Below are 13,612 nucleotides of genomic sequence, written 5' to 3'. Positions count from 1 at the left end.
CAATCAACGGGCTAGGCATCGACACCGCTTCGCCTTTTTGTTTGGCAAAACTCATGACCACCTGCTGGGCACTGTCGCTTAAACGCGCGGTTAAACGCCGTGCGTATTCAAGCTCGCGCTCCGCATCACATCGCGGCAACTGGTTTTGACGTTGCCAGCGTAAAGGTAGAAAAGCATTCGGTTGAGCCGGGCGTGGCCAAGCTTCATCATCCAATCCCATTACCCATAAGGCATCAAAATCCTGGCCGCCGGCTTCCAACATACCCATCACCTGAATGGGCTGAACCCAAGTACTTTGAGCTTGATGCAAAGTTTGACTGCAAAAACGCTGCCACAAACCTAACCATTCCGACATGCTGAGTTGGCCTTGCAAACCTTGCAGACCGGCAAATTGTGCAAGGCTACCTGTGAATTTTTCGTGTTGTTGAAATAACTCCGAACTCAAACTGGTTTGGCGAAATGAGCCCAAGGTGTCCAAACAAGCCTGAACTTGATCAACAAACTGGCTTAAGTTGCCACTCGACTTAAGTTTAAGTGCACTTAAAGCCTGCAAAAACGCCTGTAGATTTTTTGGCCAACGCAAGCTGTCGGACTCATTTTGATTAACCAACTCTGGCCATTTAATCCAAGCCCATTGCAAACGTCGTAAATTACGATCTAGCGCATGGCGTTCGCTGATATCCCCCACACAAAAAGGCGAAATCAGCCATTGGCTAAACTCTTCAAACGCAACCGATTTATGTGGATTAAACGCGAGGTTTAGGGTTTGTTGAATAAATTGAATATAAAGCAACCGGCTTAACGCGGTGCCTAACGAAAAGTTATAAAGTCGATCAGTCGAATGCTCGGCCAAAATTGGATGCGTTTCAATCTGTTGAAACAATTGATCGTCCAACCAAAAACTCAGCGGGGCTTTAACCTCTTCTAAATTCGGTGCCACAACCCCGATACGAATTTGATCGAGCGGCTTGGATTGTTGCAACGCTTGAGTAAGTTGTTGCACACAAAAAGCCGCGACTTGTTGGGCTTCATCACGCGGGTCGGCGGCGCTATAGATGGCGAGCTGACGGCTTGGCGTAGCAAACAAATCGGCTTGCGCCGTGACTTGATCATCTGCGGTGACAGCGGCTTGATTAATCAAGTTTGATAACGCCCCACGTGCTTCGCAAGCCGACCACCAGGCCTGCATAAACGGGGTTAATTCGTCAAAACCATGCCAATTAATTTGACTTGGACATTCGCCTAGTCCCTGTTCAAACCAAGCCAAACGTTGTTGCATTAATAGAGGTTCATCCAACCAATTGTGTGCCGACAACCAGGCCTGGTAATCGTCGCGGCAAACGCTAAACAACTGCCATTCTTGGCTTTTATCCATCTCCAACTCAGCGGATTCTTGGCGTGCGCCATATTCCACCCAAAAGCACCAGGCCTGGTAAAGCTGTTTGGCGGTATCGGCCAAGTTAAGTAATGGTGTGGGCGAGTGTTTGTCTAACAATAACGACCATTGATGTGTCGCTTCAAATGCACTAATCACGCGGGTATAAGGCCAACTCAGTTCACCACTTAATAAGGCTTGATCTTGCCAATGCGCCCACCATTGCGGCCAAGTCATCACCAAAGGCGTGGCAATTACCGGCACATCCGCTTGGCGTGCAAAACTCACTTTTAGGTGCGCACTTAAACGCGAATTGGCACTGAGATGCAAAATCATAAAAATCCTTGTGACTATTTAAGCGGGTTAGCGCAGTTTAAAGCTGGTGAATATATTGATGGCCATGTTGTTTTAACCACGTTTTAGCTTTGGGCGTGTCAGGATAAAGCCGATTCACCTGCTGCCAAAAAGCGGGCGAATGGTTCATTTGTTTAAGATGACACAATTCATGTACCACCACATAATCCACCACCCAACTGGGTAAACAAATCAACTTCCAATTATATTGAATTCGACGCCGCGCATCGCAACTACCCCAACGCGCGCGATAGGTTTTAATTTGGATTTCGCTGGGCGCTTCGCCCAAGGCTTGCGCGAAAAACCGAGTGCGTTCGGCTAGGTGTTGATAAGCATATTCGCGCCACCAGGCCTGCAAATGTTTATGGCGAGCTTGGGTTTTGTCTGGTTGCGGCAGCTGACAAATTAATTGTTGATCCGTCAACTCAATGTGGCGTTGGCCAGTTCGAAACCTCAATTGAATCTCTTCACCCAATAACGGCCAAAACGCACCTTCTTCCACCGTGCGTTTAATTATAGGTTGCGCAACCGGATGGCTGCGTAATGCGTCTAACCACCAGGCCTGGTGCTTGGTGGCAAATTGCTTAAGCTGGGATAAGGCTACATTATTCGGCGCCAAAAGTTCGACGCGCCCTGCCCGCACACGCAAGGATAAACGCCGACGACGTGGATGACGTTTAATCGCTAAGTCATGACCGGCGATGCTTAAAGTGGGCGCGGATAAAGGGCTGGATTTTGGCATAATTTTTTTATAAAAGATTTCCATTAACTGGCCGAAGAATACCATAAAACCCGATCTGCAAAACAGAGCCAACTAAACCTAGTTAATCGCTTACAACATTCCAAGTGTTTGCAAATTGCTCAGAACGTTGAGTGTTATGCTGATTAACAATTCCGCCGTTATTTAATTCACCAAAATTTAAGCAGGTGATGTTATGTCTTTCAGCCTCGGTCACCTTATCGGGCTTCTTCTAATATTTGTGTTGACGCTCTGGGTTTGGCGCAAACAGCGTCAATTACGACGTTATCAAACTCAGCTTGCTACTCTGTTTCGTCACGCGCCCATTGCGATTATTGTGATTGATGAACAGGCTCGCATTTTGGAGTGGAACAATCAGGCCCAACAAATATTTAAATGGCGTGAGCAGGAAGTGCTCGGACACAATATCATTGAACAGCTCGCCGAACCAGAGGATCACGCTAATCTACAACGCATTTTAGATAGCGTAATGCAGCAACAAACCACTGTGCGCTCTGAAAATCGCAATCGAACCAAACAGGGTGACACGCTATTATGCGAGTGGTTAAATGCGCCTTTTAGCGGTTCAAATAACGCGCGCCAGGTTATTTGCATGGCGCGCCCAATTGAAATCTAATCTCGATCTCAGCGGTTATAGCGTCTTTTTAATTCCGGCAACACCAAATCACAGCGCAGATTGCCCCGTACAAAATCCTTTGACTGAATGTTTTGACTCACACCTCGATCAAACTGGCGTGTGGTCGCCAACAGGCTGGCGCAGTAATTGGAAGTCGGGGACGAATTCGAGTGCAAACATAAGTTAACACGTTGACCATCAAAACTCGCATAACCCGTTCGTGAATAACGCGTACGCCCATCACGCAAATGCCTAACGTCAATCGCCTGCGATTCACCTATCACTAAATCAACCGCAACCGGCTCTATATTGCGCCATTTGCGATTTAACTTCGCTTGCCCAGCAGATAAGATGCATTGCACCCGCTCACCGTATTGCGGATTGGCGCGTCGCTCAGCAATGATTGCTTGCTCACGCGCCTCCTTTTCGGCACGAATACGCGCTTTTTCGGCACGTTCAGCGGCGCGCGCTTTATCCACTTCCGCTTGTTGCTCACGGGCTTGCATACGCTGGTCGGGGGTTAAGGTTTGCCATTCTTCATCACTGATCCCCATTGGGTGATAAGGCCCACAAGCCATCAAACCTAAGGTAAATAGCAATAACATAAAATAGCGCAGCACTTGAAACAGGCGGCGTGGGGTTGAAGTTATAGGCATGTATCACTCCTTGTTTTTATAGTTATTTGTTCTGACTGATTGGCGGCGCGCTCAATCTTGGCTAGCTTGGGACTTTAAATATTTTGCTAAAATTCGATCCAATTGGTTAGCAAATGCTTGACGATCCGCCTGACTGATCGCGGCCGGACCGCCCGTTTGCACGCCACTGGAGCGTAAAGACTCCATAAAGTCACGCATATTCAAACGCGCTCGAATATTCTCAGTGGTATAAAGTTGTCCACGCGGGTTTAGGGCTTGGCCTTGTGCTTCAATGACTTCCGCCGCCAATGGAATATCCGCTGTCACCACTAAATCGCCTGGCTTTAAGCGCTTGACTATTTCATTGTCCGCCACATCAAAACCATGACTTACTTGCAAAAAATCCACAAAACGCGAAGGCGGAATCCGCATCGCGTGGTTAGCAACTAAGGTGGTCTGTACTTGGGTTCTTAACGCGGCTTTAAATAAAATTTCTTTAATAACCACCGGGCATGCATCGGCATCAACCCAAATTTTCATTGATCGCTCTATTCATTAATGGCTCTTGGTATTTTCATATTTGAGTCGAATTGTAACGCCTTTGTTAGGCCGTCACTAGGTTAAAACGCGAGGATAAATACGCACTTTTAGCTTAATTTGCCTAAAAAATGCTCAAAATCAACCGAAAAGCTTATAAATAGCGGGTTTTGGTGAATTTTTCACTGTTCAAACGCTTTTTTTCTGCTAAAGTTTGAGACTCAAGAATTGCTATACATTTTTTTTTACACAATTATCCAACGAATGGAGAGTCAGCATGTCTAAAGAAGCCCTAGTAGAACAAATCGTGCAAAACACTGGTATGACAAAAAAAGATGCCACGGCAGCGGTGAATGCTGTGACTCAAGGCGTAACCGATCTCATGGTTAAAGGTCAAGAAGTCAGCTTAATCGGTTTTGGTAAGTTCAGTGTTAAAGATGTACCGGCTCGTACCGGCCGCAACCCATCAACGGGTGCCACTATCCAGATTTCTGCAAGAAAGCAAGCTAAGTTCACACCAGGTAAAGGTTTAAAAGACGCGGTTAATTAATAAATCGTCCTGATGCTTTTCTGCAAGCAATACAAATTGCAGTCCTTCGCCTAAAAACGCGAAGGGGATAAAAAAACCGGCTTAGCCGGTTTTTTTATGTCTAAATTAATCGCAATCCGTTAACCAAATCCAATCATCCCGCTTCACGCCTATTCTATCAGCCTCGGCTAGATAAGCTTCGCACTGGGCAGCTTGAGGCTGAGAATCACGTGCCAATAACCAAGCATAATCCAAGTTCGGCCCGATCACTAAAGCCATTTTGTAATCGGCATCTAACTTAGCAATGTTGTAGCCGCCATAAAATGGGCCAAAGAATGAAACTTTTAAACGCCCAACCTGTTCTGAATCTACAAAGTAGGCTTTACCAATCGCTTCTTTCCAGGTTTGCTTTTCGGTATCAAAACCTCGGTTTACCACTTTCACACCGCCATCTTCTCGCATAGAATACTCTGCGCTCACCTGAGTTAAACCACGCTCAAACGAATGATCCAAACGCGCAATTTCATGCCATTCGCCAAGATATTTATCCAGTTCAAATCCGGTTACTGGTTCGACTTTATCCGGTACACTGGTGCAGCCACTTAACCACAGAAGGCTGGCACACAACCAACCCATAAAACCAAATTTATTCATTCTCAGCCTCACTAAATAATTAAATTACCACTCAAGCCACTTGAATAATGTAACAAATCAATTATGATAGATTTGCTTTGTTACCACAGCGCCATCTTAACCTGCTTCGAGTCTGTATATTATGCCCTTATTCGCCCTAGTGGATGCCAACAGTTTTTATGCCTCTTGTGAAATCGCGTTTCAACCCGGGCTCGAAAACCATCCAGTGGTGGTCTTGTCGAATAACGACGGCTGCATTGTAGCCGCCAATAAAATTGCCAAAGACTTAGCCAATCAACAACATGTGAATTATGGTCAAGGCGGTTATCGCGCCGCTAAGCCGACCAGCATGATGTTCCAACCCTACTTTAAATTAAAAGGCTTTTTAGCACGCCATAATACCGTCGTATTCAGCTCAAACTATGAGCTCTACGCCGATATGAGCACCCGTATGCATCGTTTAGTGGCTGAGTTTGGTTCGGCACAAGAAATCTATTCCATTGACGAATCCTTTTTGGACTTATCTGGCATGGCCCACTGGAATTTAACCCATTACGGCCAACAAATTAAACAACGCGTTAAACAAGGTCTGGGACTGCCTATCGCGATTGGTATCGCACCGTCTAAAACCCTCGCCAAACTCGCCAATCATTTAGCCAAAAAGCTGGAGGGTTACGATGGCGTGTTAGACTTAAGCGCCTTATCCGAGGTCAGCCTTAACCTATTGCTAAAAAACCTATCGGTGCGTGAGATATGGGGTATTGGCAAGCAACTGGCAACCCAGCTCGAAGCCAGTGGTATACAGAGTGCATTAGACCTTAAGCTCGCCAACCCAAACTTATTGAAACGTCGTTCGAGCATTATTGAGCGCATTATTATGGAGTTAAACGGCATCGCTTGCCTTCAACTAGAACAAGTGGCGCCAGCGAAACAACAAATCTTATCTTCGCGCTCTTTTGGCCGCCCAATCCGCCATTATCAAGAGATGGAACAAGCCGTCGCCAGTTATACCGCACGCGCCGCCGAAAAGCTACGTAGCCAGAATTCTGTCTGCCAAACCCTGAATGTCTATATTCGCACTGACCCGTTTAATCCGCCCGCTTATACACGTCATCAAACCCTTGGCTTGGTGTACTCAAGCGATAATACCTCACTGTTAGTCCAGATGGCCAAACGCGCATTAAAACGCATCTGGCAACCAGGCCTGGTATACCAGAAAGCCGGCATTACCTTGTCAGAAATTAGCCCGAAAGGCGCATTGCAACTCGATGTTTTTGCGCCCAATCCAAAGTATTCGGCCAATGCCAAGTCGGATACGCTTATGCAGGTGTTGGATGAGGTCAATCGTAAGATGGGACGCGGTAAACTGCATTTGGCTGCAGAAGGTTTGGTGAACCGACAAGATTGGCGCATGCGGCGCGACTATTGTTCGCCACGTTATACCACACGTTGGGATGAATTATTAACCGTGCGTTAAGCGTCAACCCAGTGAATTCAACAAAGTAAAAAACATTAAAATCGGCTTGAGGCTGTAACGAATTTAAAGAACTTAATGTACAATATGAATCTGTATCAATAATCAAGAAGGCTTGAGTTATGTCAGATATGCCCAAAACACACGGTGGCAAACGCCCTGGCGCTGGACGCAAAAAAGGTTCTGGACTCTATAACGAGCCGACCAAGGTGGTACGTTTGCCGGAATCGCAAGTGCCGGTCATCAAAGAATGGCTAAAAGCTCGCGCAAAATCGCCGACTGATGCACCAGAATTACCCTTACCGAAAGCGCACAATGCCCAAACCTTACGCCCCGAAACATCGACTCATGTTGATTTACCCCTGTTTTCACATAAGGTGGTAGCTGGGTTTCCATCCCCTGCGGATGACAACATTGAAGCCCGCTTGGATTTAAACGAGCATTACATTCGTAACCCCGAAACCACCTTTTTGGTTAAGGTACAGGGTGATTCAATGAAAAAAAGCGGCATTCACCATGGTGATATTTTAGTGGTAGATCGGAGTATCAATCCAGTCGATGGCAAAATTGTGATCGCGGCAATTGATTCTGAACTCACCGTAAAACGTCTGTCGGTAAAATCAACCGGCACCTGGCTGGTGCCAGAAAATGACGACTACACGCCGATTCTGGTTAAAGAAGAATCCAACCTAGTCATTTGGGGCGTGGTGACGACTGTGATGCACTCTTTTTAAGCATCACAGTCAAGCCAACAAGTGTGGTTATGTTGGTATTTAAGGACTTGGATAGGTATAACGCTGGTGAATGGCTTCTATTTCAGCCAATACTTCAGCACTCAAATCCAAATCAATCGAAGCTATATTGTCCTTGAGCTGCGTCATATTAGTCGCACCAATAATGGTCGCGGTTAAAAATGGACGACTATTGACATAACTTAACGCCATTTGCGCTGGGTCTAAACCATGACTTTGCGCTAATTCAACATAAGCTTGTGTTGCGGCCTGCGCCTGATCGTTCAAGTAACGATCAAAACGTGGAAACAGACTAATGCGTGCGCCCTCTGGGCGTGCATTATTTAAATATTTACCGGCTAAACAGCCAAATGCCAACGGTGAATAAGCCAACAACCCCACCTTTTCTTGATAGGCTACTTCTGCCAAACCTACCTCGTAACTGCGGTTGAGTAGGTTATAAGGGTTCTGCACACTAACCATTTTTTCTAAACCCAGCTCTTTAGCCAGCTGCAAGAACTTCATCGTGCCCCACGCCGTTTCGTTCGACAAACCTATGGTACGAATTTTACCGGCTTCAACCTGCTTGCTTAAGGCTTGCAAGGTTTCCGCCATCGGCGTTAAATCATTCGGCTCATTCGATGGATACTCAAACCCTAACTGTCCGAAAAAGTTAGTCGAACGCTCTGGCCAATGCAGTTGATATAAGTCTATATAATCGGTTTGCAAACGTTGTAACGACGCATCCAAGGCTTGAGGGATCATCTGTGCATTAAAACGCGTTTGGCCACCTCGAATGTGCTCAACAAATTCACCCGGCCCGGCCATTTTAGAGGCCAATACGATTTCATTTCGACGCCTATTTTTTGCCAACCAGGCACCAATAATTCGTTCAGTCGAACCATAAGTCTCCGCTTTAGGTGGTACCGAATAAAGCTCGGCGGCATCCCAAAAGTTAACGTCTTGGCTTAATGCATAATCCATCTGTTCAAAGGCTTCGGCCTGAGTATTCTGTTCACCCCAAGTCATGGTACCCAAACAAATACGACTGACTTTAATATTGGTTTGACCTAATGTTGAATACTGCATAACACTCCTTTTAATCAATAGGCTTTTGTAAACACGCTAACTAAACGCTTTTTTGTAATTTTAAAAACGCGGCTAGCTCGGTTTTTTTCATGGGTTTAGCATATAAATAACCCTGAGCTTGAAGACAGCCATTTTTTAATAACATCTCCGCCTGATCTTGCGTTTCAACGCCTTCGGCAATCACACTCAAACTCAAGCTCTTGGCTATATTAATGATGGCTTTCACCAACTCGACATTTTCCTTATCCAGCGGAATATCTTTAACAAACGATTGATCAATCTTAAGCTTATCAATCGGCAGGCGTTTCAAATAAGCCAATGAAGAATGTCCGGTGCCAAAATCATCGATCGCAATCGACACGCCCAAATTCTTTAACTGCTTAAGCGTAACCGTGACTTGATCTGGATTTCGCATAATTTGAGTTTCGGTTATCTCGAACATTAACGCGCTGGTTGGAAAGTTGGCTTGCTGTACTTTTTCGCGAACGGTATCCATAAAGTCTAAATGATTGAGTTGCACCATCGACAAATTAAGCGATAGAACCCCCGGCTGCAAGCCGGCATCAAGCCATTGTTTCACTTGAAGCATCGCAGTCTGCATCATCCAACGATCCATTTCCACAATCAAGCCAGTTTCTTCCGCAAATGGAATAAAGACATCTGGAGGCACCAAACCTTTTTTTGGATGATTCCAACGAATTAAGGCCTCTAACCCAACCACCTTATGTTCTGACATATCCAGCTGTGGCTGGTAATAGACTTCAAATTCATTTTCCTGAATGGCTTTGCGCAACTCTCTTTCCAGATTAACCCGCTCATAGGCTTTTTGCGTCATACTTTGATTATAAAACTCATAAGTATTACGGCCATTTTGTTTGGCTTTATACATGGCCGCATCGGCATTTTTTAACAGTCCAGACACACCGTTGCCACTATCTGGATAAGTCGCAATACCAATACTACACGTAGTAAACAATTGGAGATCTCGAATAGTAAACGGCTGTTTGAATAACTCCAAAATCGCTTGCACACTTTGCAGTAAACGCGTTTCGTCATCCACCTGATTAATCAACACAACAAATTCATCGCCCCCAAAACGCGCCACCGAATCGGCACTAGATAAACTCGACTGAATACGCTGAGCCACGCTTAAAATCAGCGCATCGCCCATATCGTGGCCAAATGAATCATTCACCTCTTTAAAGCGGTCTAAATCAATAAACAACACAGCAAGCTGGTGCTTAAAACGTTTACTTAACTGAATCGCTTGATCCAAGCGGTCGATAAATAAAACTCTGTTGGGCAGTTGCGTTAGGGCATCGTGTTCAGCTTGATGTTGCAGATTTAAGGTGCGCTCATCAAATGCACGTGCCAAATCTTCTAACTCATCGTGCGTGCCTAACGGGCTGCACAATACTTCTTTATTGGCGGAAGAGGCTTTTACTCGGTTTAATAATTCAAGTACCGGCTGCACAATCGAATCCGCAATCCAATAAGCGGCATATAACGTGATAATTAATAACAACAAACCGATCAACAGCACTTTTAACATGGCTTGAAAAATCGCCTGGAAAAAGAAGCGCTCCTCAATTCCGATTTCCACCGATACGCCTAACTGTTGCATAAAACTCATTTGGTCAAGCACCGCTGGTTGAGCATAATTTAAATATCGGTATCGCATATTGGCATCGTGATCTTGCGAGAACAATAGCCGATCCGATTGTTTTATTCGGGTGTAACTATAATCAGATGGCAATAAATTGCGTTCAATTATGGCGGCTAAATCAAACTCCACCACCAATGCGCCTTGCGTCGTACGGTAATACTCGATCGGCGCGATAACGAGCAAACGGTTATTTTCAATATATACCGAGGCTTTCGTCATCGCTAATGCCATACGCAACTGGTTGGAATCGTTATAACTCGGCAAGTCTTCTCGAGTTTGAAAAATCGGTTGACCATCATAGTCGAGCAAGTTTAGTGAGATAACATCCTTACCGTTCATAAAATTATTGATCAGTGGCGGCAAATATCTTTGTCGTCCTTCGGCATCGGTTAACGCATTAACCATCAGCTCGTTTTGCGTTAGTAATTGAGTATTTTCACTTAAATATCCGATACGTTGATCAATACGATCGTAAATGCTCATTGCCTGATTCGTGAAATAAAGCTCGGTTTGCTGCCTCATTTGCTGATAGGTCTGGGCGGTCGCCATCAAGGTGATCACCAGAATAGCGGAAATAACTAAGGCACTGATTAACACGACTATGCGCCGTTTAATACTTTTCTGTCGTGTACGTGCCGGAGTGTGGGGCGTGTCAGTCATCATCTATTAAGGCTCAATTTTCACTAATTGACCGTTCGGGGTTAACTTCGCCATATACACATCCTTTTCGTTAAGTGCATCGTGATTCGTTACACTAAAAGCTGGTGCATAAGTTTTTATTAAGCCCTGATAAGGTGGTAAGTTTTCTAGTGCTTGTTTAACCAATGTGCGATTCGGCTGTCCCGCCTGCTCAATCGCAAGTGCTAACAAATGCATTAAATCGTAAGCTTGCGCAATACCATTGGCGGCATAAACCTCGCCAGAAGGCTGATAATTTTGTTGGTATTGTCGATAAAACCTTTGTATTTCAGGACGCGGATTATCAAATGAAAATGTTTGCAAAACACTTAAATCCAGATGCTTTTGAAACGGCTCAATATCCTCAAAAAATGATCCGCCAACCACACCCCAATGCGACACGAGTGCCAAATCAGCTTGGGAATCCACCAAAGCTTTAGTTAAGGTTGTCGCCTCTACCGAGTTCGCTACCAATATCACCGAATCTGTGCCGGTCAGCGCGAGCTTTTCTAATTCCACACTAAAATCTTTCTGTCCACGATTAAACACGATTTCAACCGTAGCTTTCAAGCCTAACCGATCCAAATGCTCTCGTATTAAAGCCAGGTTGTTGCGGCCCCAAACAGAGTTTTCGACCACAACAGCCGGAGTTTGGTGGCGTTTCAAAACAAAGTCGACTAAAAATTGCGAAGCGAAGCGGTCATTTATAGACAACCGAAAGGCATAATTATCTTCATAGCCATTTTCGGTTACCTGAGCCACCGTGGCCCAAGGGTTTAAATAAGGCACTTTTAAAGCCTGAATGCTGTTTAACTCCTCTAGAACCACCGCGCTGTGCAGGCCGCCAAAAATAGCCATTACATCATTGCGTTCGGCTAGTATTTTGACATTTTCGATTCCTTTCGTGGCGATCGAACGATGATCCATCGGCAATAACACAATCTCTCGACCCAATACGCCACCTGAGCGGTTCAATTGATCAATTGCCATTTCTAAACCACGCTTAATTGCCAAACCACCCGCTTTTCCACCTGTAGATAAATCAGCACTTAAGCCAATAACTATTTTATTCTGGTCTTTCAAATCATACTTATTACGTAAATAAAATTGAGTTTTCGAAATAATGTTGGCACCAATTACCGGTTCAAATTGCCGAATAATGTGATCAGTTTTTTGAGCAAAGGCTTGCTTTTCTTGCGGACTTAATCGATATACCTCAACTCCTGCCTCAATAATCTCTTTAAGCAAGGCATCCTCTCGACGCTGTGTTTCCTCACGCTCCCAAGGAGTAATCGCGTTTGCTGTTTGAATTAATATTTGGCCTAAATCCTGAGGCAGCTTTTCTAGCGTTTTTTGACTGATTGAGAAAACATAACCTAAATAAGCATGTTCACTAAACGTAAGATGGGATTGAACTTCATGAAAGCCCATGCTCACAATTGCGACTAATGGGTTTTCTTGACCATCCACCACCCCGTCCTTTAAGGCTTGTCGAGTAGTATGAAAATCAATCGGGACCACCTCTGAACCCAACGCATCAAATTGTTGACTAATGATACGGCTCTTCATAACCCGGAACCGCTTGCCTACAAAATCCTCTGGACGGTTCAAAGGACGGTTGGCCGTAAAGTGCTTAAACCCATTTTCCCAAAAGGCCACCCCTACCAAATTAATGCTTTTTAAATCCTCCAACAAAAGTTGGCCAGGCTGGCCATCTAACAAAGCATAAGCATCTTCTCGGCTCGGAAATAAAAAAGGTAAATCGGCATACTGCATCGATGGCACCGCTACACTCATTTTAGCTGTAGGGGTTAATAAAATATCCAATTCACCATTACGCGCCATCTCAACCATTTGATGATCATTACCTAGCACCTGGGCTGGATAGACCTTAACTTCAACACGACCTTGTGTTTTTATAGCGACCTCTTCAGCAAACTTAACTGCGGCTAAGTGCAAAGCCGAATCTTCAGGTGTATTGTGGCCAAATCTCAGTTGGTATACTTGTGGTTTTGAAGGTTGATGAAAACCTGTTTGGCTTTCACGAGTAGGTGCGACAAGTTGTGACAAAATTAAAATTAATAACAAAATAAAAGCAGCCAACGCACTGATTGACAGCAGAGAGAAGGTCTTCATGAGTAATTCCGCAACAAGGTTAGTTCACATTAATATAGCAGATTCAAGAAAGACACTGCACCAAAGCTCTATATTAAACTTAACAAAGATTGGCACTAAAACGCTCTTATCTCATTTGCTGATATAAAATCAAAGACTTGGCGAATTAACAGGGCAAAAGCCTTATTCAATAAGGCCTAACGGCTTAACAATTTTTTACAAAAACGCTTGCAAACCAAAATCAACCCTCTATAATACGCACACATCAAGCGTTGCTTGGTCTACCATTCCCGATTAGTTCAGTTGGTAGAACACCGGACTGTTAATCCGTATGTCGCTGGTTCGAGTCCAGCATCGGGAGCCAGATACTAAAGCCAGATTTTTCAATAACTTAGCGTTAATTGAAGTCTGGCTTTTTTA

The 13,612-nt window shown here is 44.8% G+C and carries 12 protein-coding genes and 1 tRNA gene; 5 read left to right on the top strand and 8 right to left on the bottom strand.

All coding sequences use genetic code 11. The features are described from left to right. The coding region (locus tag VIM91_RS02935) for a hypothetical protein (protein WP_331863329.1) at window positions 1-1,711 on the bottom strand (1,711 nt) is incomplete at its 3' end. Window positions 1,712-1,748: 37 nt separating this feature from the next. Beyond that, a complete protein-coding gene (locus VIM91_RS02930; protein WP_331863328.1) occupies window positions 1,749-2,516 on the bottom strand; it encodes a SprT family zinc-dependent metalloprotease in 768 nt (255 codons plus the stop codon). A gap of 148 nt (window positions 2,517-2,664) precedes the next feature. On the opposite strand from VIM91_RS02930, the gene VIM91_RS02925 reads away from it, so the two are divergent. Further along, window positions 2,665-3,105, top strand: coding sequence for a PAS domain-containing protein (locus tag VIM91_RS02925; RefSeq protein ID WP_331863327.1), 441 nt, complete (start codon window positions 2,665-2,667; stop codon window positions 3,103-3,105). Window positions 3,106-3,113: 8 nt separating this feature from the next. Here VIM91_RS02925 and VIM91_RS02920 read toward each other — a convergent pair whose 3' ends face one another. Beyond that, entirely contained in the window at window positions 3,114-3,761 is a 648-nt protein-coding gene (locus VIM91_RS02920) for a hypothetical protein (protein ID WP_331863326.1), read from the bottom strand. A gap of 51 nt (window positions 3,762-3,812) precedes the next feature. Next, window positions 3,813-4,280 carry a YaiI/YqxD family protein gene (locus VIM91_RS02915; RefSeq protein WP_331863325.1) on the bottom strand — a complete coding sequence of 156 codons (468 nt, stop codon included), beginning with the start codon at window positions 4,278-4,280 and terminating at the stop codon, window positions 3,813-3,815. 274 nt (window positions 4,281-4,554) lie between these two features. Between VIM91_RS02915 and VIM91_RS02910 the strand changes: the two genes are divergently transcribed. Beyond that, complete coding sequence (locus VIM91_RS02910; protein ID WP_331863324.1) at window positions 4,555-4,827, top strand: HU family DNA-binding protein; 273 nt, start codon at window positions 4,555-4,557, stop codon at window positions 4,825-4,827. Window positions 4,828-4,932: 105 nt separating this feature from the next. Here VIM91_RS02910 and VIM91_RS02905 read toward each other — a convergent pair whose 3' ends face one another. Further along, window positions 4,933-5,460 carry a lipocalin family protein gene (locus VIM91_RS02905; protein ID WP_331863323.1) on the bottom strand — a complete coding sequence of 176 codons (528 nt, stop codon included), beginning with the start codon at window positions 5,458-5,460 and terminating at the stop codon, window positions 4,933-4,935. 121 nt (window positions 5,461-5,581) lie between these two features. On the opposite strand from VIM91_RS02905, the gene VIM91_RS02900 reads away from it, so the two are divergent. Both VIM91_RS02900 and VIM91_RS02895 read left to right on the top strand, forming a co-directional pair. Then, on the top strand, window positions 5,582-6,916 hold the full coding sequence (locus tag VIM91_RS02900; RefSeq protein ID WP_331863322.1) for a Y-family DNA polymerase: 1,335 nt from the start codon (window positions 5,582-5,584) through the stop codon (window positions 6,914-6,916). Window positions 6,917-7,035: 119 nt separating this feature from the next. Next, window positions 7,036-7,647 carry a translesion error-prone DNA polymerase V autoproteolytic subunit gene (locus tag VIM91_RS02895; RefSeq protein ID WP_331863321.1) on the top strand — a complete coding sequence of 204 codons (612 nt, stop codon included), beginning with the start codon at window positions 7,036-7,038 and terminating at the stop codon, window positions 7,645-7,647. Between the two features lie 39 nt (window positions 7,648-7,686). Here the strand turns inward: VIM91_RS02895 and VIM91_RS02890 are convergent, their stop codons facing one another. Genes VIM91_RS02890 through VIM91_RS02880 form a run of 3 tightly spaced genes read right to left on the bottom strand, consistent with a single transcriptional unit; the run spans window position 7,687 to window position 13,213 of the window. Then, window positions 7,687-8,733, bottom strand: a complete 1,047-nt coding sequence (locus VIM91_RS02890; RefSeq protein ID WP_331863320.1) for an NADP(H)-dependent aldo-keto reductase — start codon at window positions 8,731-8,733, stop codon at window positions 7,687-7,689. A gap of 40 nt (window positions 8,734-8,773) precedes the next feature. Continuing rightward, window positions 8,774-11,062 carry a putative bifunctional diguanylate cyclase/phosphodiesterase gene (locus VIM91_RS02885; RefSeq protein ID WP_331863319.1) on the bottom strand — a complete coding sequence of 763 codons (2,289 nt, stop codon included), beginning with the start codon at window positions 11,060-11,062 and terminating at the stop codon, window positions 8,774-8,776. 3 nt (window positions 11,063-11,065) lie between these two features. Further along, the gene (locus VIM91_RS02880) at window positions 11,066-13,213 is read right to left on the bottom strand and encodes a DctP family TRAP transporter solute-binding subunit (RefSeq protein WP_331863318.1); all 2,148 of its coding nucleotides are present in this window, start codon (window positions 13,211-13,213) and stop codon (window positions 11,066-11,068) included. A 267-nt stretch (window positions 13,214-13,480) separates the two neighbouring features. Here VIM91_RS02880 and VIM91_RS02875 point away from each other — a divergent pair. Beyond that, window positions 13,481-13,556 (top strand) — tRNA-Asn (locus tag VIM91_RS02875). The last annotated feature ends 56 nt before the right edge of the window (window positions 13,557-13,612 follow it).

Source organism: Thiomicrospira sp. (assembly GCF_036568485.1).
GTDB lineage: Bacteria > Pseudomonadota > Gammaproteobacteria > Thiomicrospirales > Thiomicrospiraceae > Thiomicrospira.
This window is presented reverse-complemented; position numbering and strand designations above follow the sequence as displayed.